Raw genomic sequence first — 19542 nt, forward strand, 5'->3', positions numbered from 1 at the left:
GACAGCAGCGTTGACGCGCAGGGCCGGGATGCCGGCCCGCCAGCCTGCTGAAACGTCGCCAACCAGTGGTCGTGAAGAGCGCAAGAGGGTGGGGCAACACATGCCGGAGACTCCGAAGAGTCCGCACATTCCGGAGGTTCCGCAGCGTCCGGAGGTTCCGCAGAATTCGGAGAACCCGCAGCGCCCTCAAGTTGTCGACCTGGTCGCGTACGGAACGGACTTCCGCGCCGACCCGTACCCCTACTACGCCAAGCTGCGTGCCCAAGGGGCCGTCCACCGTGCACGGATCGCCGAAGGCCAAGAGGCGTGGCTGATCGTCGGCCACGAAGCGGTCCGGACCGCGCTCACCGACCCTCGACTTCGCAAGGACTGGCGCGCCACCGGGATGTGGAGCCCGGAGACCGACGAATCGCCGCTGTTCACGAACATGCTGGATGCCGACCCGCCGCACCACACCCGGCTGCGGAAGCTGGTCGCCCGGGAGTTCACCTCGCGCCGCATCGAGGCGCTGCGCCCGCGCGTCCAGCAGATCACCGACGAGCTGCTCGACTCGATGCTCGCCGCCCCGGACGGACGTGCCGACCTGGTGGACGCGCTCGCCTTCCCCTTGCCCATGACCGTTATCTGCGAACTGATCGGCGTTCCCTTCCTCGATCGGGACACCTTTCGCGCGTGGTCGCACGAGATCATCGCGCCGACCGGCCCGGAAGCCGTACTCGAGGCCACTCGCGCGATGGCCGAGTACCTCATCGGCCTCATCGATCACAAACGAAACGCACCCGGCGATGACCTGCTCAGCGCCCTGATCCGCACGAGCGACGAGGACGGCGACCGGCTCTCCCGCGACGAATTGGTCGGCATGGCGTTCCTCCTGCTGGTCGCCGGCCACGAGACGACCGTCGGCCTCATCTCCAACGGAGTGCGCGCCCTGCTCCAGCATCCCGCCCAGATGGCCGCCCTGCGCGCCGACGACTCCCTCCTGGACAACGCCGTGGAGGAGATGCTGCGTTACGACGGTCCGGTGGAGACGGCCACCTGGCGCTTCACCGCGGAGCCGGTGGAGATCGACGGCACGGTCATTCCCGCGCGGGAAGCCGTACTGGTCGTCCTGGCCTCCGCCTCCCGCGACCCCGAACGCTTCGCCGCCGCCGACGACTTCGACATCACCCGCGAGCCCCGCGGGCACGCAGCCTTCGGCCACGGTATCCACTTCTGCCTCGGCGCTCCGCTGGCCCGCCTGGAGGCACGCATCGCCGTGCGCGCCCTCTTGGACCGCTGCCCCGACCTCGCCCTGGACTGCGATGCGCAGGCTCTCACCTGGCGCACCGGGATGCTCATCCGGGGAACGGAGCAGCTGCCGATCCGTTGGATGGCCGGGCCTGAGGACTAGACCGGCCCTGCCCGGCCGGCACGGGGGGGGACGATGCCCACCATGGACAGCAGCGCGAACAACGAAGGCGACGACTTCATCAGTTGGCACCGCGACTGGCATCTCCACGAAGAGCGCCGCCTGACCGCCCGCCTGACGGCCCGCCTCACCGAGTTGCCCGCCGAGGCCCGCGCCACCCTCGCCGCGCTGACCGCCGCTCGTCTGCTGCCGCACTTCCTGCGCTTCCACGCCGAGACCGGCGAGGGCGACCCTCATGTGCTCGGCCGGGCGCTGGACGGCGTCTGGCGGAAGCTGGACGACGGAACGCCCGTCACGCTCCCGACCATGCTGGCCGCTTTCCAGCAGATTCAGATCGCCGCCGACAGCCCCGGCCCCCTCGCAGACCTCGCCTGGCGTTCCGCGGCGGCGGTGACGAACGCCTGCCACGTCTCCGTCCACGGCGAGGTCCAAGAGGCACTGCACTGCCTCCGATACGGGCGCGAGGCGGCCCTGGCCGCGTCCCGGCAGACCGGGGGCTCCCGCGGGACGCGTCGGCACGACGCCGCCCTCCAGGAGGAAGTGCGCCACCAACTACGCGACCTGGACGCCGTCACGCCGCGACCGACCCCGCCACCCCCGTACGGATAGCAGGCATACGAATGTGCGAGAGTGGCCCAATGCGGACTATCGGGTTGCTCGGCGGCATGAGCTGGGAGTCGACGGCGGAGTACTACCGGCTGCTGAACGAGCTGACGCGTGAGCGCCTGGGCGGCCTCCACTCATCGCGATGTGTGCTGTACTCCGTCGATTTCGCGGAGATCGAACGGCTGCAGGCCGAGGGGCGCTGGGACGTGGCGGCCCGGGTGCTGTCCGATGCCGCCAAGGCGCTGCAGGCCGCCGGTGCAGACATGCTGCTGATCTGCACCAACACCATGCACAAGGTCGCCGACGAAGTCGCCGCCGCGGTCACCATCCCGCTGCTGCACCTCGCCGACACCACCGCGAGCGCCGTCCTCGCGAACGGCCTGCGCCGCGTCGGGCTGCTGGGTACCGCCTTCACCATGGAGCAGGACTTCTACCGCGGCCGGCTCGCGGATCACGGCCTGGAGGTGCTCGTTCCGGACGCCATCGGGCGCAGCACCGTGCACCAGGTGATCTACGAGGAGCTCTGCGTCGGGATCGTCCGCGAAGAGTCCCGGCGTGCGTACCAGGCTGTCATCAAGGATCTCGTCGCCGCCGGGGCCGAAGGCATCGTGCTCGGCTGCACCGAGATCGAGCTGCTGATCAGCGCGGACGACAGCCCGGTGCCGGTCTTTCCGACCACCCGGCTGCATGCCGAAGCAGCGGTCAGCCGGGCGCTGGCCGACGATTCGCCGCCCAGCCGGCCCGGTACTCCATGACCGTCGCCTGCTGCCTTGATCCTCGTCCGCCGCGCCCCCTCCCCCATTCACCCCAGCGTCTCCTCTTCGTGACAAATCCTTGGCCTCGAGCGGGGTTTGAAGTTCTGCCGGGTACTCTGACGTGGTGTCGCACACCGAGTTAGAACGACTGGCCAGAATCCGGATGCAGGTCACCGGAGAGACGCTGGAACGCGCCATGGCGGTACTCGAAGGACACAACGCCGACCCCGAGCCGGACCCGGCCGACGAGCCCGGTGCCCCCTCTTCCTCCGCTGAACAGCCCGCCGAGGAAGAAGAGCCCACCGCCCCGGAGACGCCCCGGCCCCGGCCCCACCTGCGGAGCCTGTAGCTGCCGCACCGCCCCGTCCCGCCGCGCAGCGGGACGGGCACTGCTCCGGCGCTGCGCCCGCGCTGCTCCTGCTCCCGCAGCGCCGGGAGCCGGGCATCAAGCCATGATCACGAGTCCGGCCACCATCGCCGCGCTATAAGCCCCCGAACTCCGAGCTCCCGGCTTCCGTCCACTGCCCCCGGGGCTTCGTACTACCGCCTTTCATGGCGGCGGCCGCGAGCGCGCACACACGTCGCCGGCCCGGCCCACAGCCGGGCTCAGGGGCAGAGCGGGCGGGCCAGCAGCGGTGTCCGAGGTGCCTGATGCCCCCCGCTGGCAATCATCCGGACCTCGCCCCGGTCGCTGATCTCCGCGCGTACGATCCCCGAATCATCTTCGTAGACCGGATACCCGCCCGCACCCGCTTGCTCTGTACGCCGGACGACCACCACGTCGTCTTCCACGGCGAGAGCCTGAAATACCAGCTCATAGCGTTCCGGGTAATCCATCGGGGCCTCCCGCAATGACTCTGCAGTTCCATCGTCGCCCACACAGGCCCGCCGCGCCTCAGGAGAGAGTGCGGCGAGGACAGTGGACTGGACCATCGCCGACGACGGTAAACCTGACATTTGTCATCTGGGCCTGGGATCAAGGTAGTTCTGAGGGTTGACGGCTCGAGGTCGTCGCACCGCAAGAATCGGAGTCGCCGAAGATCGACCGCCTGCCACAGGCCTTGAACCAACGGAGCCACCATGTCTGTCGCCCGCCCGAACCGCCGCCACATGCGGCTCGCCGGGACCGCCACGGCCGTCTTATTCGCGCTGACCATCCCCACGGCCTCGGCCCTCCCCGCCTCGGCTGTCCCGGCCCCCGCGACGCCGGTCGACGACGCCGCCGTCACGGCAACCGCCGACCGGGCCGGGCTCGATCGCGCGGCGCTGGACAAGACACTCAAGGCGTTCCATGACGCGGGGATGTACGGCGCCTACTCTGCGGTGCGAGACGACTCCGAGCGGTGGCAGGGCGCCGCAGGACTCGCCGACGTCGACTCCGGACGCCCCACCACCCCACAGATGAGGCACCGCATCGGCAGCATCACCAAGACCTTCACCTCGGTCGCCGTACTCCAGCAGGTAGGCAAAGGACGCATCGAGCTCGACGCGCCGATAGGCCGCTATCTGCCCGATTTCGTCCCCGGAGAGCGCGGCCGGGCCGTCACCGTCCGGATGCTGCTCAATCACACCAGCGGCATCGGCGACTACAGCGGCGCAATCTTCACGACACCGGAGAGCCTGGAGAACAACCGCTTCCATCAGTTCGATCCCGAGGAGCTGGCCCGGCTGGGCCTCAAGGCCACGCCGCTGGGAAAGCCGGGCCAGGCTCACCACTACTCCAACACCAACTACATCCTCGCCGGGCTCCTCCTGCGCAAGGTCACCGGCGAGGCTCCGGAGCGCTACATCACCGAACACGTCATCCGTAAGGCAGGACTGCGGGACACCTACTTCCCGACCTCGCCGTACCTCACCGGCCCGCACGCCAAGATGTACGAAGCCGCGTACGGCGGCTTCCACCCCCCGCATGAATTCAGCGTCTATAACCTCTCCTGGGCCGGGACGGCCGGCTCGCTGGTCTCGACCATGCCCGATCTGAACCGCTTCTACGGCGCGCTGCTGGGCGGCAAACTCCTGCCCTCCGCCCAGCTGCACCAGATGAAGACCACGGTGCCGATCGAGGGAAGTACCGCACGCTACGGCCTGGGCCTGTTCAGCACGAAGCTTCCCTGCGGAGAATTCTGGGGACACAACGGCCTGGTGCTCGGGGCAATGACCTGGTCACTGTCCAGCGCCGACGGCCGCCGTCAGATATCCCTCGGCTTCAACCTCACGCGCTACCAAAAGCTCGACACGAACGGCCGGCCCAAGCTCGGCCCGATCGATGCCGCCATGGACACCCATATCGTTCAGGCGCTGTGCGGAACGCACCAAAGCCCCAAGTCGGGACCACCACAGCTCCTCCCGCAGCCCCGTCCTCAGCACGGCATCGCCGTGACGACACCGCTCCCGTAGACAGATGACTAAGGCCCCGCCCCCGTGCGCTGTCACGGGGACGGGGCGGGTCCGAGAAGCGCCAGCAGCTCGGATAGTTACGGGCACCACGGTACGGGTGGCCACTGACAATGGCTGCCGACCGCCTCGTCAGCCATATCGGCCAGCATGTACGCCTACTGGCCGGGGCGTGGTCTGCCGGGGCAGGGTCGGACTCGGGCCGGATGCGGGGACCAGCATGCCCGGCCGTGACGGTGACGAGGGGAGTGGTCATGAGGGCGAGCCCTCGGTTCTCGCTGGCGACGGTGGTTGTGGACTGCCCGGACGCTCAGGTACTCGCGGACTTCTATCGGCAACTGCTGGGATGGGAGGTGAAATTCAGCGAACCGGGCTGGGTGCTGCTCAGGCCCCGGCAAGGCGGTACGGGGCTCTCGTTCCAGTCGGAGCCGGGGTACCGGCCGCCGGTGTGGCCGGAACGGGCGCAGGAGCAGCAGAAGATGCTCCATCTCGACATTCGGGTCGACGACCTTGACGAGGCCGGGGCGCACGCGGTCGCGTTGGGTGCAAAGCAGGCGCATGAACAGCCGGAGGATGACGTCCGCGTGCTCTTCGACCCGGCCGGGCACCCGTTCTGTCTGTTCCTACGGTGAGGTGGAGCGGTGGTGTGGTGATGTGGTGGTGTCGGGGCCCCGGCGTCCGTCCGGGGTGCGATGGAAGGTCCATTGGCGCCAAGGAAGGTCCGTTGGTGCCAGCGAAGGTCCGTTGGTGATCCCATGGGGGCCGTACGGGTGGATCAGCAAACCGGGTATCGGGCGAACGCGGAGCGTGTGGGACTGGACACATGCAGAGAGCGAGGCGCGCACGATCCGCCGATGGTCCTTGCTGGTCAGAGAGTTGGGGGTGGCGGAGGGGCGGGGGCGCGAGGGGGCAGGGGGGCGCACGACGGGCGCACACGGGTGACGAATTGTCAGTGACTGCCCCTAGCATGTCTCACATGTCCCCAACTCCTTCTCCCCCTTCCGGGGTGCCTACTCCTGCGTCCGAGGCCAACGAATCGATCCGGCGATTTGTGCGTACCCGGCACGGCTTGGCGTGGACGGCGCAGGACATGGCGGAGTATGCGGTGCTGCTGGAGATCTGGACGACGGCGGTGCGCTCAGAGGTGGTTGAGGCGGCGTAGGCCTGCCTGCCCTTCCTCGGGCGCCGCGGCGCGAGATCTGCACGGGCACGTGAAACCGAACGATGCAGACGATGCAGGAAGACGTTGCCGGACGACGGTGCACGAAGGCAACGATGCGCGAAGGCCCTGCCGGGAGCGCCCGCGCTGGGCGGGGCCCGGCAGGGCCTTCGCGCGTTCGTGCCTTCGTGCGTCCAGAGATCTCAGCGGCTGGGGAACGTTGGCGCTCTGCCAATTGAGCTACGCCGACTCGAAGTCGACGACGGGACTCGAACCCGCAACCGCCCCATTAGGAGTGGAAGTAACCCCGGCCTTCGCACCTGGACGAGTTCCACCGTAGTCCCCGCCGGCACCACCGGCACCCGAATTGATCGGGAGCGCATGCCGAGCCCCCACCTGCCCGCGTCGGCGGCGCAGCACGCCCGCTCACGCCACCCGGCGTTCTCACCCCGCGTACTTGACGACGATCTTGGTGTACGCGTACGGCGCCTGCGACACCCCACTGCAGCTGTCGCCGTCATCGCCGGAGCCGCAGGGGCGGTCGCGGTTGACCGACCAGAAGGCGAAGCGGGAGAGGTGGTGCTGCTGGGCGTAGGCCAGGATCGTACGGAAGTCCGCCAGGGTGACGGTCTCGCCGGCGTCATCGGTCCTGCCGTTCATCGACGAGACGCCGATGTGGCGGTAGGCATCCGCATCCCCGTATCCATAGGCGCTCTTGACCGCTGACGTGAGGCCCTCCAGTGCGCTGAGGGTGGCCTGTCCCATGGTCCCGCTGTGGCCGCCGAAGTCGAAGGGCATGACGATCCAGCCATCGTTGTCCAGACCGGCCGCCGCGCCCTTCTTGACGAGGTCCTTGCCGTTGGCGTCGGGTCCGTTCGGGGTGGTGCCCATGGTGACGTAGGTGATGATGCCGGGATTCTTGGCCTTGACGATTTTCAGGGCGTCGATGACGCGCTCGCGGACCGTGGCATTGGTGAATTCGGTGTTCTCGATATCGATGTCGAGCGCCTTGAGGTGGTAGGCGTCGATCACCTTCTGGTACGCACCGGCGAGCGCTGCGGCACTGCCGCATTTCTCGCCGAGCTTGGCACCGCTCCAGCCGCCGGCCGAGACGACCACATCGCCGCCCTTGGCACGTATCGCTTTGATCGCCGACTCATCGCTGCCGCCCGTCAGCGCGCGGCTCCCGTCCCACTTCGGGTTGCAGCCGCCGTCGGAGAGGACGAAGGCCAGCGTGAACCACTTGGTGCCGGTCGCCGCCATCACGTCGGCGGGCTTTTGCGGATTGCCCCAGCCCAGATATTCATAGGGCGCGGCGGCCATCGGGACGGCCGCCCGCGGCGAGGCGGCGGGCGCGGACTCCGGTGAAGTCGTCGCGCCGGTGGCGCCCGCGGCTCCTGTGGTGCCGAGCAGTAGGGCGGAGGCGGTGAGTGCGATCGAAAGGGATCGCAAACGGTGGGGTCGGGTCATGGGATCGCAACTCTCTGGGGTAGTGGGTTGTGGAAGGGGCGGGCTCGTAGGGTTGGCTGGGCCGGCTCGGTGGCAGGGCCGGCGTGGACGAGACGCCGTAGCACCAGAAGTGCCGCACAGGCCGCACAGGCCGCGCAGGTCAGCCGTCTCGCGATCCGGTCGCCACGTCATCGGAGGACCAGGACGTTCATCCCGCACCGTCCGGGGTCGCCGCGGCGCGTCGGGCGGGCTTGCGTGGTTGGCCGAGCCCCTGGATGGCCGGTTCGGGCGGGGCGTCCACCAGGTCGCGCAGGAGACGGTGGTCCGGGGAGAGTCGGCAGGCGGGGTCGGTGGCCGCCGCGTCGCCGGTGAGCGCGAACGCCTGGCAGCGGCAGCCGCCGAAGTCCTTCTCCCGCAGGTCGCAGCTCCGGCATGGCTCGCGCATCCACTCGGTGCCTCGATAACGGTGAAAGGTCTGGGAGCGGCTCCAGATCCACTCCAGGCGGTGCTCGCGGACGTTGGGCGCGTTGAGATCCGGAATGGCCGCGGCCGCCGGGCAGGGCAGGACGGTACCGTCAGGAGTGATGGTGAGCGAGATGGCGCCCCAGCCACCCATGCAGGGTTTGGCGTTGCCGTCGAAGTAATCGGGTACGACCCAGACCACCTCGATCCGGTCGTCGGCCAGTTCCGCGCGGCGGCGCCGTACGATCTCCTCCGCCGCGGCGAGCTGCTCGCGGGAGGGCAGCAGGGCGGCGCGGTTGCGTAGTGCCCAGCCGTAGAACTGGGTGTTGGCGAGCTCGATACGGTCCGCGCCCCAGGCGGGCGCGAGATCGATGAGCGCGTCCAGGGCGTCGAGGTTGTGGCGGTGCAGGACGACATTGAGGCCGAGGGGCAGCCCGGCGTCGCGGACCATGCCGGCGGCTCGTTCCTTGCCGGCGAAGGAGGGGCGACCGGCGATCAGGTCGGAGGCGTTCGGATCGGCATGCTGGACGGACAGCTGCACGCTGCGCAGCCCGGCGTCGATCAGCCGGCCGAGCCGCGCCTTGCCGAGGCCGACGCCGCTGGTGACGAGCTGGGTATGGATCCCGGCGGCGTCGGCGGCCGCGACGATCGCCGCCAGGTCCGGACGCAGCAGCGGCTCACCACCGGAGAGATGCGCGCTGACCACGCCGAGGTCGCCTGCCTGACGAAACGCTTCCTCCCACTGCGAAGTCGTCAACTCCGCTGATCTGAGAGTGAGTTCAAGTGGATTGGAGCAGTACGAGCAGTGCAGCGGGCAGCGGTGGGTGAGCTCGGCCAGCAGCGCCCAGGGGCGGGGCGGTGGAGAGGACCCGGCGGGTTGCGTCATCGCAGCCAGCCCTCCTCCCGTAACCGGCTGAGAAAGTCCGGCACCTCGTCCGCCACCGGTGCGTCGGGGTAGCGACGCCCCAGCACTTCGACGATCTGCGGCACGTCACGCGCTCCGTCGCACAGTCGCAGTACGACGCCCGCACTGCCCTCGAGCACCACGACGCGCTCGGGCAGAAGCAGCAGATCGGTGTCGCGCACCCGGTCGTGTCGGAGATGGACGGCGGGGGCGAGTACGGGCCGCCACCGCGCCGTCATGGCCGGTCTCCCGAAGAGCGGTCTCCGGACGGCCGGTCTCCCGAAGACCCGTCTCCCGATGGCCGGTCTCCCGACGACCGGTCTCTCGATGGCCGCTCCCCCAGCTCGACCGCGTCCAGCAGCGCCCACAGCACCTGGCATTTGAAGGTCAGCGCGGCGATCGCCTGCTCCTGCTCGGCCGTCGTCCGCGCCCAGTCCAGGACCAGCGCCAGCGCTTCCTTGCTGTCCCGTCGCCCCTGGCTCTGGCGGCCGCGGAAGTAGGCCAGGCCCTCGGCGTCGATCCAGCGGTAGTGCTTTTCGAAGGCGTCGATCCTGGTGGTCATGATGTCCGGGGCAGACAGTTCGGTGAGCGAGGCGGCGATCGCTTCGAGTGGGGATCCCAGCCGGCAGAAATTGACATAGCCGTCGACCGCGAGCCGTACACCCGGCAGCACTCCCGACTCGTCCCACAGCAGCAACCGGTCGAGCCCGGCCGCCTCGCCGAGCCGCAGCCAGCGTTCGATGCCGCCCTCCCCCGGCTGCTGCCCGTCGTGGTCCTGGATCCGGCGCAGCCACATCCGGCGCAGTTCCGGTGTGCGCAGCTTCGCGGTGATCAGCGCGTCCTTGACCGGGATATGGCGCTGATAGTGGAAGCGGTTGCGGATCCAGCGGCGCAGCTCGTCCGGCGTCAACTCGCCTTGATGCATACGGATGTTGAAGGGATGACGGTCGTGGTAGCTGTCGCGCGCCACGGACCGCAGCCGCTCCTCGAACGGCGTACTCATAGGGCGATCTCCATCCCTTCTGCGGCCACCGCGAGGCCCCGTGCGGCCAGTCGCTGATGCTGTGGCGCGTCGGGGTCGACGAGGGGGTTGGTGTTGTTGAGGTGGGTGTAGAAGCAGCGAGCGGTGAAGGCGGCGAGCCGCTCGGCGGTGCCGTCCGGTCCGTCGATGGGCAGATGGCCCATGCCGGTGGCCGTTCGGGCGGAGAATCCGCTGCGGCGCGGCTCCTCGTCGTCCCAGAAGGTGCCGTCGAGCAGGACGTAGTCGGCATCCGCCAGGGCCTCCTGGAACGCGTCGGACCAGGCGGCGAGCGCGGGCGCGTAGACGGCGGTGCCGCCGGTGCGGCGGTCGTGCAGGCGGAGGGCGATCACCCACGGGTCGCTGCGCGAGAAGGTGTGGGAGGAGGTGTGGGAGGAGCTGTGGGAGGAGGTACGGAAGAAGACGCCGGAGGAGAGGTCGGCGGAGGTGCCGGAGGAGAGGTCGGAGGAGACGTTGGAGGAGCCGTTGGAGGAGACGTTGGAGGAGGTGTTGCCGGCGGCGTTGGACGACGTAGCGGAGACAGCCGCGTAACGGGGCCGCTTGCCGGAGACCGGGATCGCGCTGATCTCGACGTCGGACCCCTCGCACAACGGCACCGGCCGAGGGCCCAATTCCCGCCATACGAGGTCGGTGTACGGCATGAGGATGTCGTCCAGGTGCGCCCGTTCCCGTAGCGCGGAGCGGACGGGGGCGGTGGCCAGGATCTCGATGCGGTCGGCCTCACGGAGCCGGGCGATGCCCAGGGTGTGGTCGAGTTCGGCGTCGGTGAGTACCAGGCCTGCCACGGGCGTGCGGCGCACCTCGGGGCCCGGGTGCAGTGCCGGCGTGCTCTCCATCTGGTCGGCGAGGTCGGGAGTGGCGTTGATCAGATACCAGCGAGCGTCGTCGGCCCGTACGGCGAGCGAGGCATGGCGGCGGCGCCGGGCGGGGTGGGCGCGCGCCCCGGAACACCCGGGACACGCGCAGTTCCACTGGGGCACTCCGCCACCCGCCGCGGTGCCGAGCACGTGCAGCAGCACGGCGGGGCGGTCAGCGGGCGGTCAGGGAATAGGCGGTGACCTCGAGCGCGGTCTCGATCACCGTGTAATCCGGCGTCTTCCAGGAGGTCTGCTCGCCGGACGGGGCGGAGAGGGAGTGCTGGGGGATGTCGGCGGTGTGGGAGCTCTGCTCCATCGCGTCGTTCATACGGGGCCAGCCTTTCGTGGGTGTTTGTGGCCGTGGGCTCATTGCCTGCCGGCCCTTGCTCAACGGCCCCTGACCGGGGCACGTAACTGCTGTAGGAGGGCATAACCTCCTGTACGAGGGCATGACCTGATGCACGAGGGCATGACCTGGCTTACAAGGGCATGACCGCATCGTTCTTGCTCGCACTGCGAAGGAAGGGACTGCGGCTGCGGTCCGCTCGCCAACGGTCCCAGGGGGCGCCGGCCGTCGGCGGTTCATCGACCACGTTGCGTGGTGTTGCCTTGTGTCGCTTTGCAGAATCCCCAGCCGCGGGGTCCCGGTCAATGGGGCAGAACAAAAATGCTCCGACCTATGGTGCGACAGCGGCTCGCCCTCGGGCCTCCCGCAAACACAATCCCCCTGCTCACTACGGATTCCTGCGCAGGAAACCCACAGAGCGAGGGTCATCGAAATGCTCAACTCCCTTTAACGGAACCGGAGATACCTCCCACCTCCGCCCCTTGACCCGCACCCGTGAGCGCAGTACGTTCCCGCCAACAGAGAGACAGACAGGAAACTTTCCTATCAGCCCGGCGCCGCTGATGCTCGCCCCGAGGGAACGCCCCGTCATGCCTTCTGACCGGAGGACCCCCATGCGCACCCGCACCAGCAGAGCCGCACGTCACACCACGCTCACCGTGGCGGCCGCCACCGCCCTCGCCGTCGGACTTCTCGTCTCGGCCGCCGGTACCGGTGGCGCCACCACCAAGCAACCGAAGGGGCCGAAGGAACTGAAGGGACCGGGGAGCGCCACCCCCGCCTCGATCCCCGGGACTCCCCAGACGATCTCGTCGGGCTGGTCCATCCCCTGGGGCCTCAGCTGGCTCCCCGACGGCTCCGCCCTGATCACCGAGCGCGACGCGTTCAAGGTCTACACACTCGCGCAGGACGGCACGAAGAAGCAGGTCGGCACGGTCCCCGACGTCGTCACCACGGGCGGCGAGGGCGGGCTGCTCGGCATCGCCGTATCGCCGTCCTGGAAGACCAACCACTACATCTATGTGATGCACACGGCCTCGGAGGGCAACCGCATCGCCCGGATGACCTTCGACGGCAGCCGGCTCAGCGACTACAAGGTGCTGGTCAACGGCATCAAGAAGAACAAGTACCACAACGGCGGACGCATCACCTTCGGACCGGACGGCTTCCTTTACGCCACCACCGGCGAAGCGCAGACCCCCGATCTGGCGCAGGACAGGGAGTCGCTCAACGGCAAGATCCTGCGGATGACCCCAGACGGCAAACCGGCACCGGGCAATCCGTTCCACTCCCTGGTCTATTCCTACGGCCACCGCAACCCGCAGGGCATCACCTGGGACGCCCAAGGACACTTGTGGGAAGGCGAGTTGGGCGACAGTAAGTACGACGAGCTGAATCTCATCGAGCCCGGCAAGAACTATGGCTGGCCCCTGTGTGAGGGCACCTGCTCCACTGACGGGATGACCAACCCCAAACGCCAGTGGCCGGTCAAGGAAGCCTCACCCAGCGCGGTCGCGTACGCCGACGGGGCCGTCTATATGGCGGCGCTGCGCGGCGAACGCCTGTGGCGCATTCCGGTCAACGGCACAACGGCCGGCACCCCCAAGGCGTACTACACCAACGACTATGGACGGCTGCGTACGGTCGTGCCCGTACCCGGCAAGAACTCCCTGTGGCTGACGACGACGAACGCGGACAGCAACGGGGGTGGCGGGGCCGGCTCCGACAAGGTGTTCCGGATCGACCTTAAGTAGCGCGGCCGGGGGCGTAGGCACGCTGGGCAGCCGGCGGCGGGGGCCCGTGGCTGGTGGCTGAAGACCGATGGCCGACGATCGTCGGCCATCGGCCGCTCCCGCCCCCATGACGGACCGCCTCGTGGCACGCTGAAGAGAAGACCGAGGAACAACGCGACACCGGCGATCGGACGCGGCACGAAGCGACGCGACGCGACGCGAAGCGACCGGATCGGTGAAACGGGCCTTCGCATCGCAGTCACCGGGCGGAAATCGAGACAACGAGACCACGAAACCACGAGACCACGAGACCACGAGGCAGGTCGAGGAGCACATGAGCACGCCACTTCCCGGCTTCGAGGACGTCGAGGGGCTCGCGGCGCGCACAGGGCTTTCCGGCACCCCCGGGCCCGACGATGCGGCACACGGCACCGCCGCCGAAGCCTCGCCGCCCTCCGGCCAAGAACGACCAGCCCGCCGCGAGCTCGCCCCCGGCGCCGTCCACGTCCCCGGCTGGCTGACCCTGGCCCAGCAGCGCGAGCTCGTCACCGCCTGCCGCGGCTGGGCGCGCGGCCCGGCCCCGATCCGGCACACCAAGCTCCCCCGGGGCGGTGTGATGTCCGTCCAGACGGTGTGCATCGGCTGGCACTGGCAGCCGTACGCGTACACCCGTACCGCCGATGACGTCAACGGCGCTCGGGTACCCGAATTCCCTGACTGGATGGTGGAGTTGGGCCGTCGGGCACTGGTCGATGCCTACCAGGACGCGGCCGCCGGCGACGACTACACCCCCGACACCGCGCTGATCAACTTCTACGATGCGCAGGCGAAGCTCGGCATGCATCAGGACAAGGAGGAACGGTCCGGCGCGCCGGTCGTCTCCCTGAGCATCGGCGACACCTGCGTCTTCCGGTTCGGGAACACCGAGACACGCACCAAGCCGTATACGGACATCGAGCTGGCCTCCGGGGACCTCTTCGTCTTCGGTGGACCGTCCCGCTTCGTCTACCACGGCGTACCCAAGGTCCGGCCGGGAACCTGCAACCCGGAATCCGGCCTGACCAGCGGCCGCCTCAACATCACGATGCGGGTCACCGGGCTCGACTGAACCGCACGCCGCGGTCCGTACTCGGGGGCCAAGGGGCAGACTGGAGGCATGTGCCGCAGCATCAAGACTCTCCGCCCGCCCGTCACGCCCGAGGTCACCGATGAGGACATCCGGGCCGCGGCCCTGCAGTACGTCCGCAAGGTCTCCGGATTCCGCGCGCCGGCCGCACACAACCGCGAGGTTTTCGACCACGCCGTTGACGCCGTGGCGGCCGCGACACAGGACCTCCTCGACCACCTCCAGATCCGCGGTTCGGCCCCCCCGCCAGCACTGAGTGCCCGGCTCACCAGTCCAGCAACGCCTGCACCGGAAGGTGATCGCTCGGAAACTGCCCGTGCTCGGAAAACGTATTGATGGTGGCCCGCCGCGTCCGCACCCCCGCCGACGTGAGAATCCAGTCGATCCGGTCCCCGTCCGGCACAAGCGGCCGATACCCATGAAATGTCGCGTACTGGGCACTCCGCTCCTCAGCCGCATCCCAGCTGTCCACGAGCCCCCCGCCACCCAGCATCGCCTCGTACACGGGGTTCTTGTGTGCCGCGACATTGAAGTCGCCCGTGACGATCCGCGGCAGTGACGGATCGAGCGCCCCCAGTCGCTCGGTGATCAGCGCGGCGGACCGCTCCCGCGAGTACTGGTGTGCGTGATCAAGGTGGGTGTTCAGCGCATAGAACTCGCCCCCCGCACGCAGATCCCGGAATCGGACCCAGGTCGCCATCCGAATGACGGTGTTACCCCAGGTCGCCGAACCGATCAGATACGGCGTGTCGGACAGCCAGAAATGGTCGTACTCGACCGGAGCAAGCCGCCGCACATCATAGAAGACCGCCGCAAACTCATCCCGGCTTCCGCCACCGCGCCCCGTCCCCACCCAGTCGTAACGGGGACCGAGATCGGCCGCGATATCGCGCAGCTGCCCGTAGAGGCCCTCCTGTGTGCCGAGCAGCTGAGGGGCCTCGCGACGCAGCAGCGACCGCATCACGGAACGCCGCTCGGCCCACGAATTCGGCCGAGTGTCGGAGGCGTACCGCAGGTTGAAGGTCATCACCCGCAGCCCCCGCCCACCGTCGGTGGCGGCGTGCGCAGCCCCGGCCCCGTACGCCGTCACCGGTACGGCAACCGCCCCCGCAGCCACCGCCCGCAGCGCAAACCGCCGACTGAACGCCGCCACCACGGCCCGCGAGGCGGACACGGCCCCGGGGGTGGACGCGGTCCCGGAGGTGGACGCGGTCCCGGAGGTGGACGCGGACGCCAAGACGGACCCGAACTCCAACTCCGAGTCGGAGTTGATCACAGACTCGGAGCTGAACCCGGACTCCGACTCGGACTCGGACTCGGACTCGGACTCGGACTCGGACTCGAGAGACTCCCGGACGACGGGGACAAGGTCGTTCACAGCGACTCCATTCACCCATTGCGCCGGCCCACACCGACACCATCACCGCAGAGTCTCGAACACCTCCGTGAGCCGGAAGTGGCTCCGAACAGAACCGACTTGAAACCTCCGGCTCACTATTGCCCGGCAGGCCCCTGCCACTCCGCATGCCGGATACGGGAAATCTCCCGCAGGCCGGCGACCGCGCCCCACTCATCCTTGCCCAGGCGCGACAACGGCCGGAGCCGGGAAATCTCAGGATGCCCGTCGACCAGCACATCGTCCGACACCACGGCATGCACCACCCGCCCGAAAACGACCGTGGAGTCCCCGATCCCCAGCGTGCTGTGCACCTCGCACTCCAGCGCCACCGGCGACTCCGCCACCCGCGGCGGCTTCACCCGCGCACTCGGCTCGGAAGCGATCCCCGCCGCCTCGAACTCACTCACACCATGCGGAAAATCCGTAGCACTGTCATTGATCTGCCGGTCCAGCCCCTCCGGCGCAAAACACACCACGAACTGCCCGGTGGCCTCGATGTTCCGCAGAGTGTCCTTCCGACCGACAGAACTGAACTGCACGACGGGCGGCGCCACGCTGGCGATGCTGAAGAAGGAGTGCGGGGCAAGGTTCGCTGAATCACTATATGGGTCGTAGGTCGACACCCAGGCGATCGGACGCGGGACAACCACCGAGGTCAGGAGCTTGTAGAACTCGTTACGGGTCATGTCAGCGGGATCAAAGTCGGTACGCATGGTGATCAGTATCCACACGGGCGGCCGCGGATCCCACAGCGGATCCATGGCACCCCCAAACCCCTGAGTGCGACGGAAAGTGCCCGGTATCGGAGCCGACCAGCACCAGGAGCCGACACCGTGACGACAGCCGTGACCGTATGGAGGACTTCGACGTCCCCGCACACGCCCGTGGGGGCCAGGTCACCCTCAACCTCTACGACCACCTCGCCGCCTACGCCCCCAAACGGCCAGGCGCCTATCTCCGTATCTCCTCCGACCGCTTCGGGCTCGAAGCCGACGTCGACCGCCAGCTCGAAGACGCCGAGGACTCCAGGACCCGCCTGCGCTGAGGCGCGTTTGCGAAGGTCTACCGGGAGACCGACACCTCGGCCTTCAAGAAGCGCAAGGTCATCAAGCCCGACGGCTCCATCGACTGGATCGTCCTGCGCCCCGAATTCCGCCAGCTCCTCGCCGACCCGGCCAATGGCGTCATCGATGGCGTGATCTTCTATGACCTTGACCGGCTCGTCCGCCAGCCCCGGGATCTCGAAGACCTCATCGACATCGTCGAGTACGTCAAGCGTCCGGTCACCGGCGCCACCGGCGGCCGCATGAACCTCATCAACGACAGCGACCGCCACATGGCCCGCATGATGTGCGTGATGGCGCTCAAGCCCTCCGAGGACACCACCCGCCGCATCGCCCGTCAGCATCTTTCTGCCGCCCAGAACGGCATCGCCCAGGGCCGCATCGCGTACGGCTGGGTCCGCAAGGGTGAGCGTAAGGGGCAGCTTGTCCCGGACGAGGCCGACGTCGTCGTCCGGATCTTCCAGGACTTCATGTCGGGGGAATCGGCCTACAGCATCGCCAAGATGCTCCGCAATCCCCGCTACGCGGGCATGGTCTCCTACGCCGGCAAGCACCGAGTGCAAACTGCCACGGCCGGGGACGGCTGGTCCCTGGTCCTCTTTGACGACGAGGGGCGCCCGTTGCTGGGGACGTGGGAACCCATCGTCACTCCCAAGCTCTGGTCCCAGGTCCAGTTCGAATGGCAGGTTTGTCAAGGTTCACTGACAGCAGCCACCAGGAACGAACTGGCCGTTGACAAGCGTCCCTTGGTGGTTCGGTACGAGTCGGCGGCGCTTCTGGGTGTCCGCGCCGATGTGGTCCTGCTGGTAGACGGGGGCGCCTTCGCCGAGTTCTCCTCGGTGCTCAGGCGCGCCCCCGTTGCAGCACATCCCACCCGGCTGACCGGCCCGCGCGGCTCACACCTCTACATCACCGAGCAGGCGGGTTCCGCATCATGGTGAGGAGATTTCGTACTGCTGGGTGTCGGTGTACTCAGTGCTTCCGATGCCCATCAGGCCGGTCTGCCACGTACCGAGACGCAGTTCCAGCTTTTCCCCCAGGGCAAGCTTTCCGGAAAGCTTGATCCGCAGGACCCCACTGCGGCCCCAAGCAGTTTCCGTTTCTTCGGACTTCTTCCACGACTCGCTCTCACCGCCGTGCTCAAGCCATACGGTGGCACGGCGCGCTTCGCGACCGCTTGAGGCATCCAGTTTGCCGTCGATGGTGTAGCCGCCCTCGCCGTCCCAGCTGAGGTCGCCCTGGAAGTACAGATGGACGGTGCCCACGAAGTCGCGGGACTTCCCCATCTTCACGTACGTCCTGCCCGCCCTGCTGGCCTCACCGGCGGCCAGGCCGTACACCTCGAAACCGGAGAGCTGCCCCGCCCCGTCGGCGGCCACGGGGCCGGAGTTCGCCGTGAATACCAGCCGAATGTAGCGGGCCATGGTCGCGGGGAGTTCGACGGTCGCATGGGGAGCGAAGGCGTAGCTTGCCGAGGCGACGATCGGAGTGAACGTCGAGCCGTCCACGCTGCCCTCCACGCTCAGCGTCTGATTCCGTGGAATCCAGTCGTCCCGCAGTTTGAGCACGAGCCGGCACACGGTGCGCCGGGACCCGAGGTCGACCTGGATCCACTGGGGGTACGGGGCCGCATACGCAGACTGCCACCACGTATGCAGCAGCCCGTCACCGGCCTTGTCCGGGCCGTGGTCCTGACTGGAGCTGCTCGCCACCATCGGCTTGCCCACGGCGAGATCGGGGCCTCCCGCCTGGGAGATGCCATGTGCCGCGTTGTTCGGTAACGCCACAATGGCCTCATCTTTCTCCAATGACACAACAGTCTCCTCTGGGTATGTAAATGCGAAGTGTTCATGCCATGTGCGGCTTTGTCTGAGTGACGATATCCGTCTCGGGTGGAGTTCCTGATGACGACCAGGCACTTCGGCCGATTCGTAGTGACCTCACGGAGCGGCCGCGTCAGCCCCGTCGGTCGTTCGACGGCCGCATTCTCGGTGTTCGACGGGCCGGCGTCCTGGTTGTCTGCGGGGCCTGGGGCTGGCGGCCGGGTGGGCGAGGGTGATTTCGGTGTGGCCGCAGGTGGTGCGGACGCCGGAGACGGGCATGGCGCAGGCAACACTCAGGCACTTCACGCCCGACTGCCAGCAGCATCACACCCTCCTTCGCCCTTCTCCGAACGGAGCAACTTCCCTGCCTCGCAGACACGCCTTCGCCGTGGCCGTCACCGTGCTGGCCTGCGCCGTTCCCATGCTTACGGCGAGCATCTCGGCATCCGCACGGGCTGATGGCGCCAACACGGTGAAGGCAAGGGCGAAGCCGCTGGTCATCGCGCACCGCGCGGGCACAGGTGATGCCCCGGGGAACACCCTGCTGGCCATTGGCCGGTCCCTGAAGGCCGGGGTGGACGGGGAGTGACTGAGCGTGCAGGCGACCAAGGACGGCATCCCTGTGCTGTACCGCCCAACCGATCTTGCGGCCCTGACGGACGGCTCCGGCGCCGTCGCCAACAAAACCCTGGCCGAACTCGCCGACCTGAATGCCGGAACCCGGCCCAGCTCAGGTCCACCATCCGCGCCCCCATCACCAGACCCCGCGGAGCCTTCCGCGCCCGTGTCAACCGCCGGATCACCGCAAGCTCGTCATCGTCACTGCCCGGCCGTGCCCGTAACACCATCGACCAGCACCCGCCCCGAGCACTCGCAACCACCCCGCCACCAGCACATATACCCAGCGAAAGAGGAATCCAGCACTAGTGACCTGAGTCGGAGTTTCGTCGTTGGTTGAGTGTGAGTCGTCCTGGACCGAAGATCCCGCCGTTGTCGGTAACTGATGCCCAGCGGGCCG

Annotated in this window: 24 protein-coding genes; 14 read left to right on the plus strand and 10 right to left on the minus strand. The window is 68.3% G+C overall.

Annotated elements, in window-relative coordinates; all coding sequences use genetic code 11:
- Positions 1-100 precede the first annotated feature (100 nt).
- The 4 genes from ACZ4S3_RS30620 to ACZ4S3_RS30635 all read left to right on the plus strand — a co-directional run bounded on the left by ACZ4S3_RS30620 (position 101) and on the right by ACZ4S3_RS30635 (position 3118).
- The gene (locus tag ACZ4S3_RS30620; protein WP_467939842.1) at positions 101-1390 is read left to right on the plus strand and encodes a cytochrome P450 family protein; all 1290 of its coding nucleotides are present in this window, start codon (positions 101-103) and stop codon (positions 1388-1390) included.
- Positions 1391-1432: 42 nt separating this feature from the next.
- Positions 1433-2017: a DUF416 family protein gene (locus ACZ4S3_RS30625; RefSeq protein ID WP_467939844.1), complete on the plus strand. Its 585-nt coding sequence runs from the start codon at positions 1433-1435 to the stop codon at positions 2015-2017.
- Between the two features lie 29 nt (positions 2018-2046).
- Entirely contained in the window at positions 2047-2769 is a 723-nt protein-coding gene (locus tag ACZ4S3_RS30630) for an aspartate/glutamate racemase family protein (protein ID WP_467939846.1), read from the plus strand.
- A gap of 124 nt (positions 2770-2893) precedes the next feature.
- Entirely contained in the window at positions 2894-3118 is a 225-nt protein-coding gene (locus ACZ4S3_RS30635; RefSeq protein ID WP_467939848.1) for a hypothetical protein, read from the plus strand.
- Between the two features lie 257 nt (positions 3119-3375).
- Here ACZ4S3_RS30635 and ACZ4S3_RS30640 read toward each other — a convergent pair whose 3' ends face one another.
- Entirely contained in the window at positions 3376-3606 is a 231-nt protein-coding gene (locus ACZ4S3_RS30640; RefSeq protein ID WP_467939850.1) for a DUF6296 family protein, read from the minus strand.
- 243 nt (positions 3607-3849) lie between these two features.
- On the opposite strand from ACZ4S3_RS30640, the gene ACZ4S3_RS30645 reads away from it, so the two are divergent.
- From ACZ4S3_RS30645 to ACZ4S3_RS30655, 3 genes are all read left to right on the plus strand, one after another.
- Positions 3850-5166 carry a serine hydrolase domain-containing protein gene (locus tag ACZ4S3_RS30645; RefSeq protein WP_467939852.1) on the plus strand — a complete coding sequence of 439 codons (1317 nt, stop codon included), beginning with the start codon at positions 3850-3852 and terminating at the stop codon, positions 5164-5166.
- 251 nt (positions 5167-5417) lie between these two features.
- Positions 5418-5795 carry a VOC family protein gene (locus ACZ4S3_RS30650; RefSeq protein WP_467939854.1) on the plus strand — a complete coding sequence of 126 codons (378 nt, stop codon included), beginning with the start codon at positions 5418-5420 and terminating at the stop codon, positions 5793-5795.
- 374 nt (positions 5796-6169) lie between these two features.
- Entirely contained in the window at positions 6170-6325 is a 156-nt protein-coding gene (locus ACZ4S3_RS30655) for a hypothetical protein (RefSeq protein WP_467939856.1), read from the plus strand.
- Between the two features lie 441 nt (positions 6326-6766).
- Here the strand turns inward: ACZ4S3_RS30655 and ACZ4S3_RS30660 are convergent, their stop codons facing one another.
- The 6 genes from ACZ4S3_RS30660 to pqqA all read right to left on the minus strand — a co-directional run bounded on the left by ACZ4S3_RS30660 (position 6767) and on the right by pqqA (position 11349).
- Positions 6767-7792, minus strand: a complete 1026-nt coding sequence (locus ACZ4S3_RS30660; RefSeq protein ID WP_467939858.1) for a chitinase — start codon at positions 7790-7792, stop codon at positions 6767-6769.
- Between the two features lie 187 nt (positions 7793-7979).
- Positions 7980-9119 carry a pyrroloquinoline quinone biosynthesis protein PqqE gene (pqqE, locus tag ACZ4S3_RS30665; RefSeq protein ID WP_467939860.1) on the minus strand — a complete coding sequence of 380 codons (1140 nt, stop codon included), beginning with the start codon at positions 9117-9119 and terminating at the stop codon, positions 7980-7982.
- Positions 9116-9376 (minus strand): pyrroloquinoline quinone biosynthesis peptide chaperone PqqD, encoded by a 261-nt coding sequence (gene pqqD / locus ACZ4S3_RS30670; RefSeq protein WP_467939862.1) that lies wholly within the window; start codon positions 9374-9376, stop codon positions 9116-9118. The genes pqqE and pqqD overlap by 4 nt, the downstream gene beginning before the upstream one ends.
- Positions 9373-10140: a pyrroloquinoline-quinone synthase PqqC gene (gene pqqC, locus ACZ4S3_RS30675; RefSeq protein WP_467939864.1), complete on the minus strand. Its 768-nt coding sequence runs from the start codon at positions 10138-10140 to the stop codon at positions 9373-9375. Before pqqC ends, pqqD begins: the two co-directional genes overlap by 4 nt.
- Complete coding sequence (locus ACZ4S3_RS30680; RefSeq protein ID WP_467939866.1) at positions 10137-11195, minus strand: MBL fold metallo-hydrolase; 1059 nt, start codon at positions 11193-11195, stop codon at positions 10137-10139. The genes pqqC and ACZ4S3_RS30680 overlap by 4 nt, the downstream gene beginning before the upstream one ends.
- Before the next feature lie 10 nt (positions 11196-11205).
- On the minus strand, positions 11206-11349 hold the full coding sequence (gene pqqA / locus ACZ4S3_RS30685) for a pyrroloquinoline quinone precursor peptide PqqA (RefSeq protein ID WP_467939868.1): 144 nt from the start codon (positions 11347-11349) through the stop codon (positions 11206-11208).
- A gap of 644 nt (positions 11350-11993) precedes the next feature.
- Here pqqA and ACZ4S3_RS30690 point away from each other — a divergent pair.
- The 3 genes from ACZ4S3_RS30690 (at position 11994) to ACZ4S3_RS30700 (ending at position 14574) form a co-directional block, all read left to right on the plus strand.
- Positions 11994-13133, plus strand: coding sequence for a PQQ-dependent sugar dehydrogenase (locus ACZ4S3_RS30690; protein ID WP_467939870.1), 1140 nt, complete (start codon positions 11994-11996; stop codon positions 13131-13133).
- A gap of 313 nt (positions 13134-13446) precedes the next feature.
- Positions 13447-14220 (plus strand): alpha-ketoglutarate-dependent dioxygenase AlkB family protein, encoded by a 774-nt coding sequence (locus ACZ4S3_RS30695; protein WP_467939872.1) that lies wholly within the window; start codon positions 13447-13449, stop codon positions 14218-14220.
- Positions 14221-14268: 48 nt separating this feature from the next.
- Positions 14269-14574 (plus strand): DUF2277 domain-containing protein, encoded by a 306-nt coding sequence (locus ACZ4S3_RS30700; RefSeq protein ID WP_467939874.1) that lies wholly within the window; start codon positions 14269-14271, stop codon positions 14572-14574.
- Here the strand turns inward: ACZ4S3_RS30700 and ACZ4S3_RS30705 are convergent.
- Together ACZ4S3_RS30705 and ACZ4S3_RS30710 are read right to left on the minus strand one after the other, a co-directional pair.
- Positions 14504-15412 carry an endonuclease/exonuclease/phosphatase family protein gene (locus ACZ4S3_RS30705; protein ID WP_467939876.1) on the minus strand — a complete coding sequence of 303 codons (909 nt, stop codon included), beginning with the start codon at positions 15410-15412 and terminating at the stop codon, positions 14504-14506. The two genes, ACZ4S3_RS30700 and ACZ4S3_RS30705, sit on opposite strands and share 71 nt — an antisense overlap.
- A gap of 320 nt (positions 15413-15732) precedes the next feature.
- Positions 15733-16350: a flavin reductase family protein gene (locus ACZ4S3_RS30710; protein ID WP_467939906.1), complete on the minus strand. Its 618-nt coding sequence runs from the start codon at positions 16348-16350 to the stop codon at positions 15733-15735.
- 140 nt (positions 16351-16490) lie between these two features.
- Here ACZ4S3_RS30710 and ACZ4S3_RS30715 point away from each other — a divergent pair, with 140 nt between their 5' ends.
- Together ACZ4S3_RS30715 and ACZ4S3_RS30720 are read left to right on the plus strand one after the other, a co-directional pair.
- Positions 16491-16682 (plus strand): hypothetical protein, encoded by a 192-nt coding sequence (locus ACZ4S3_RS30715; protein WP_467939878.1) that lies wholly within the window; start codon positions 16491-16493, stop codon positions 16680-16682.
- 93 nt (positions 16683-16775) lie between these two features.
- Positions 16776-17642 carry a recombinase family protein gene (locus tag ACZ4S3_RS30720; protein WP_467939911.1) on the plus strand — a complete coding sequence of 289 codons (867 nt, stop codon included), beginning with the start codon at positions 16776-16778 and terminating at the stop codon, positions 17640-17642.
- On the opposite strand, the gene ACZ4S3_RS30725 is transcribed toward ACZ4S3_RS30720, so the two are convergent.
- Entirely contained in the window at positions 17634-18515 is an 882-nt protein-coding gene (locus ACZ4S3_RS30725; RefSeq protein WP_467939880.1) for a discoidin domain-containing protein, read from the minus strand. The two genes, ACZ4S3_RS30720 and ACZ4S3_RS30725, sit on opposite strands and share 9 nt — an antisense overlap.
- 397 nt (positions 18516-18912) lie before the next feature.
- Here ACZ4S3_RS30725 and ACZ4S3_RS30730 point away from each other — a divergent pair, with 397 nt between their 5' ends.
- A complete protein-coding gene (locus ACZ4S3_RS30730) occupies positions 18913-19113 on the plus strand; it encodes a hypothetical protein (RefSeq protein ID WP_467939882.1) in 201 nt (66 codons plus the stop codon).
- Between the two features lie 33 nt (positions 19114-19146).
- Entirely contained in the window at positions 19147-19482 is a 336-nt protein-coding gene (locus ACZ4S3_RS30735; protein ID WP_467939915.1) for a hypothetical protein, read from the plus strand.
- Positions 19483-19542: the final 60 nt, after the last annotated feature.

This window comes from Streptomyces sp. NPDC028368, from assembly GCF_055565615.1.

Bases quoted from the DNA above. Each gene is read 5' to 3' on its own strand.
- ACZ4S3_RS30620 (WP_467939842.1), top strand. From the start codon at position 101: ATGCCGGAGACTCCGAAGAGTCCGCACATTCCGGAGGTTCCGCAGCGT.
- ACZ4S3_RS30625 (WP_467939844.1), top strand. From the start codon at position 1,433: ATGGACAGCAGCGCGAACAACGAAGGCGACGACTTCATCAGTTGGCAC.
- ACZ4S3_RS30630 (WP_467939846.1), top strand. From the start codon at position 2,047: ATGCGGACTATCGGGTTGCTCGGCGGCATGAGCTGGGAGTCGACGGCG.
- ACZ4S3_RS30640 (WP_467939850.1), bottom strand. From the start codon at position 3,606: ATGGATTACCCGGAACGCTATGAGCTGGTATTTCAGGCTCTCGCCGTG.
- ACZ4S3_RS30645 (WP_467939852.1), top strand. From the start codon at position 3,850: ATGTCTGTCGCCCGCCCGAACCGCCGCCACATGCGGCTCGCCGGGACC.
- ACZ4S3_RS30650 (WP_467939854.1), top strand. From the start codon at position 5,418: ATGAGGGCGAGCCCTCGGTTCTCGCTGGCGACGGTGGTTGTGGACTGC.
- ACZ4S3_RS30660 (WP_467939858.1), bottom strand. From the start codon at position 7,792: ATGACCCGACCCCACCGTTTGCGATCCCTTTCGATCGCACTCACCGCC.
- pqqE (WP_467939860.1), bottom strand. From the start codon at position 9,119: ATGACGCAACCCGCCGGGTCCTCTCCACCGCCCCGCCCCTGGGCGCTG.
- pqqD (WP_467939862.1), bottom strand. From the start codon at position 9,376: ATGACGGCGCGGTGGCGGCCCGTACTCGCCCCCGCCGTCCATCTCCGA.
- pqqC (WP_467939864.1), bottom strand. From the start codon at position 10,140: ATGAGTACGCCGTTCGAGGAGCGGCTGCGGTCCGTGGCGCGCGACAGC.
- pqqA (WP_467939868.1), bottom strand. From the start codon at position 11,349: ATGGAGCAGAGCTCCCACACCGCCGACATCCCCCAGCACTCCCTCTCC.
- ACZ4S3_RS30690 (WP_467939870.1), top strand. From the start codon at position 11,994: ATGCGCACCCGCACCAGCAGAGCCGCACGTCACACCACGCTCACCGTG.
- ACZ4S3_RS30695 (WP_467939872.1), top strand. From the start codon at position 13,447: ATGAGCACGCCACTTCCCGGCTTCGAGGACGTCGAGGGGCTCGCGGCG.
- ACZ4S3_RS30700 (WP_467939874.1), top strand. From the start codon at position 14,269: ATGTGCCGCAGCATCAAGACTCTCCGCCCGCCCGTCACGCCCGAGGTC.
- ACZ4S3_RS30710 (WP_467939906.1), bottom strand. From the start codon at position 16,350: ATGCGTACCGACTTTGATCCCGCTGACATGACCCGTAACGAGTTCTAC.
- ACZ4S3_RS30715 (WP_467939878.1), top strand. From the start codon at position 16,491: ATGGAGGACTTCGACGTCCCCGCACACGCCCGTGGGGGCCAGGTCACC.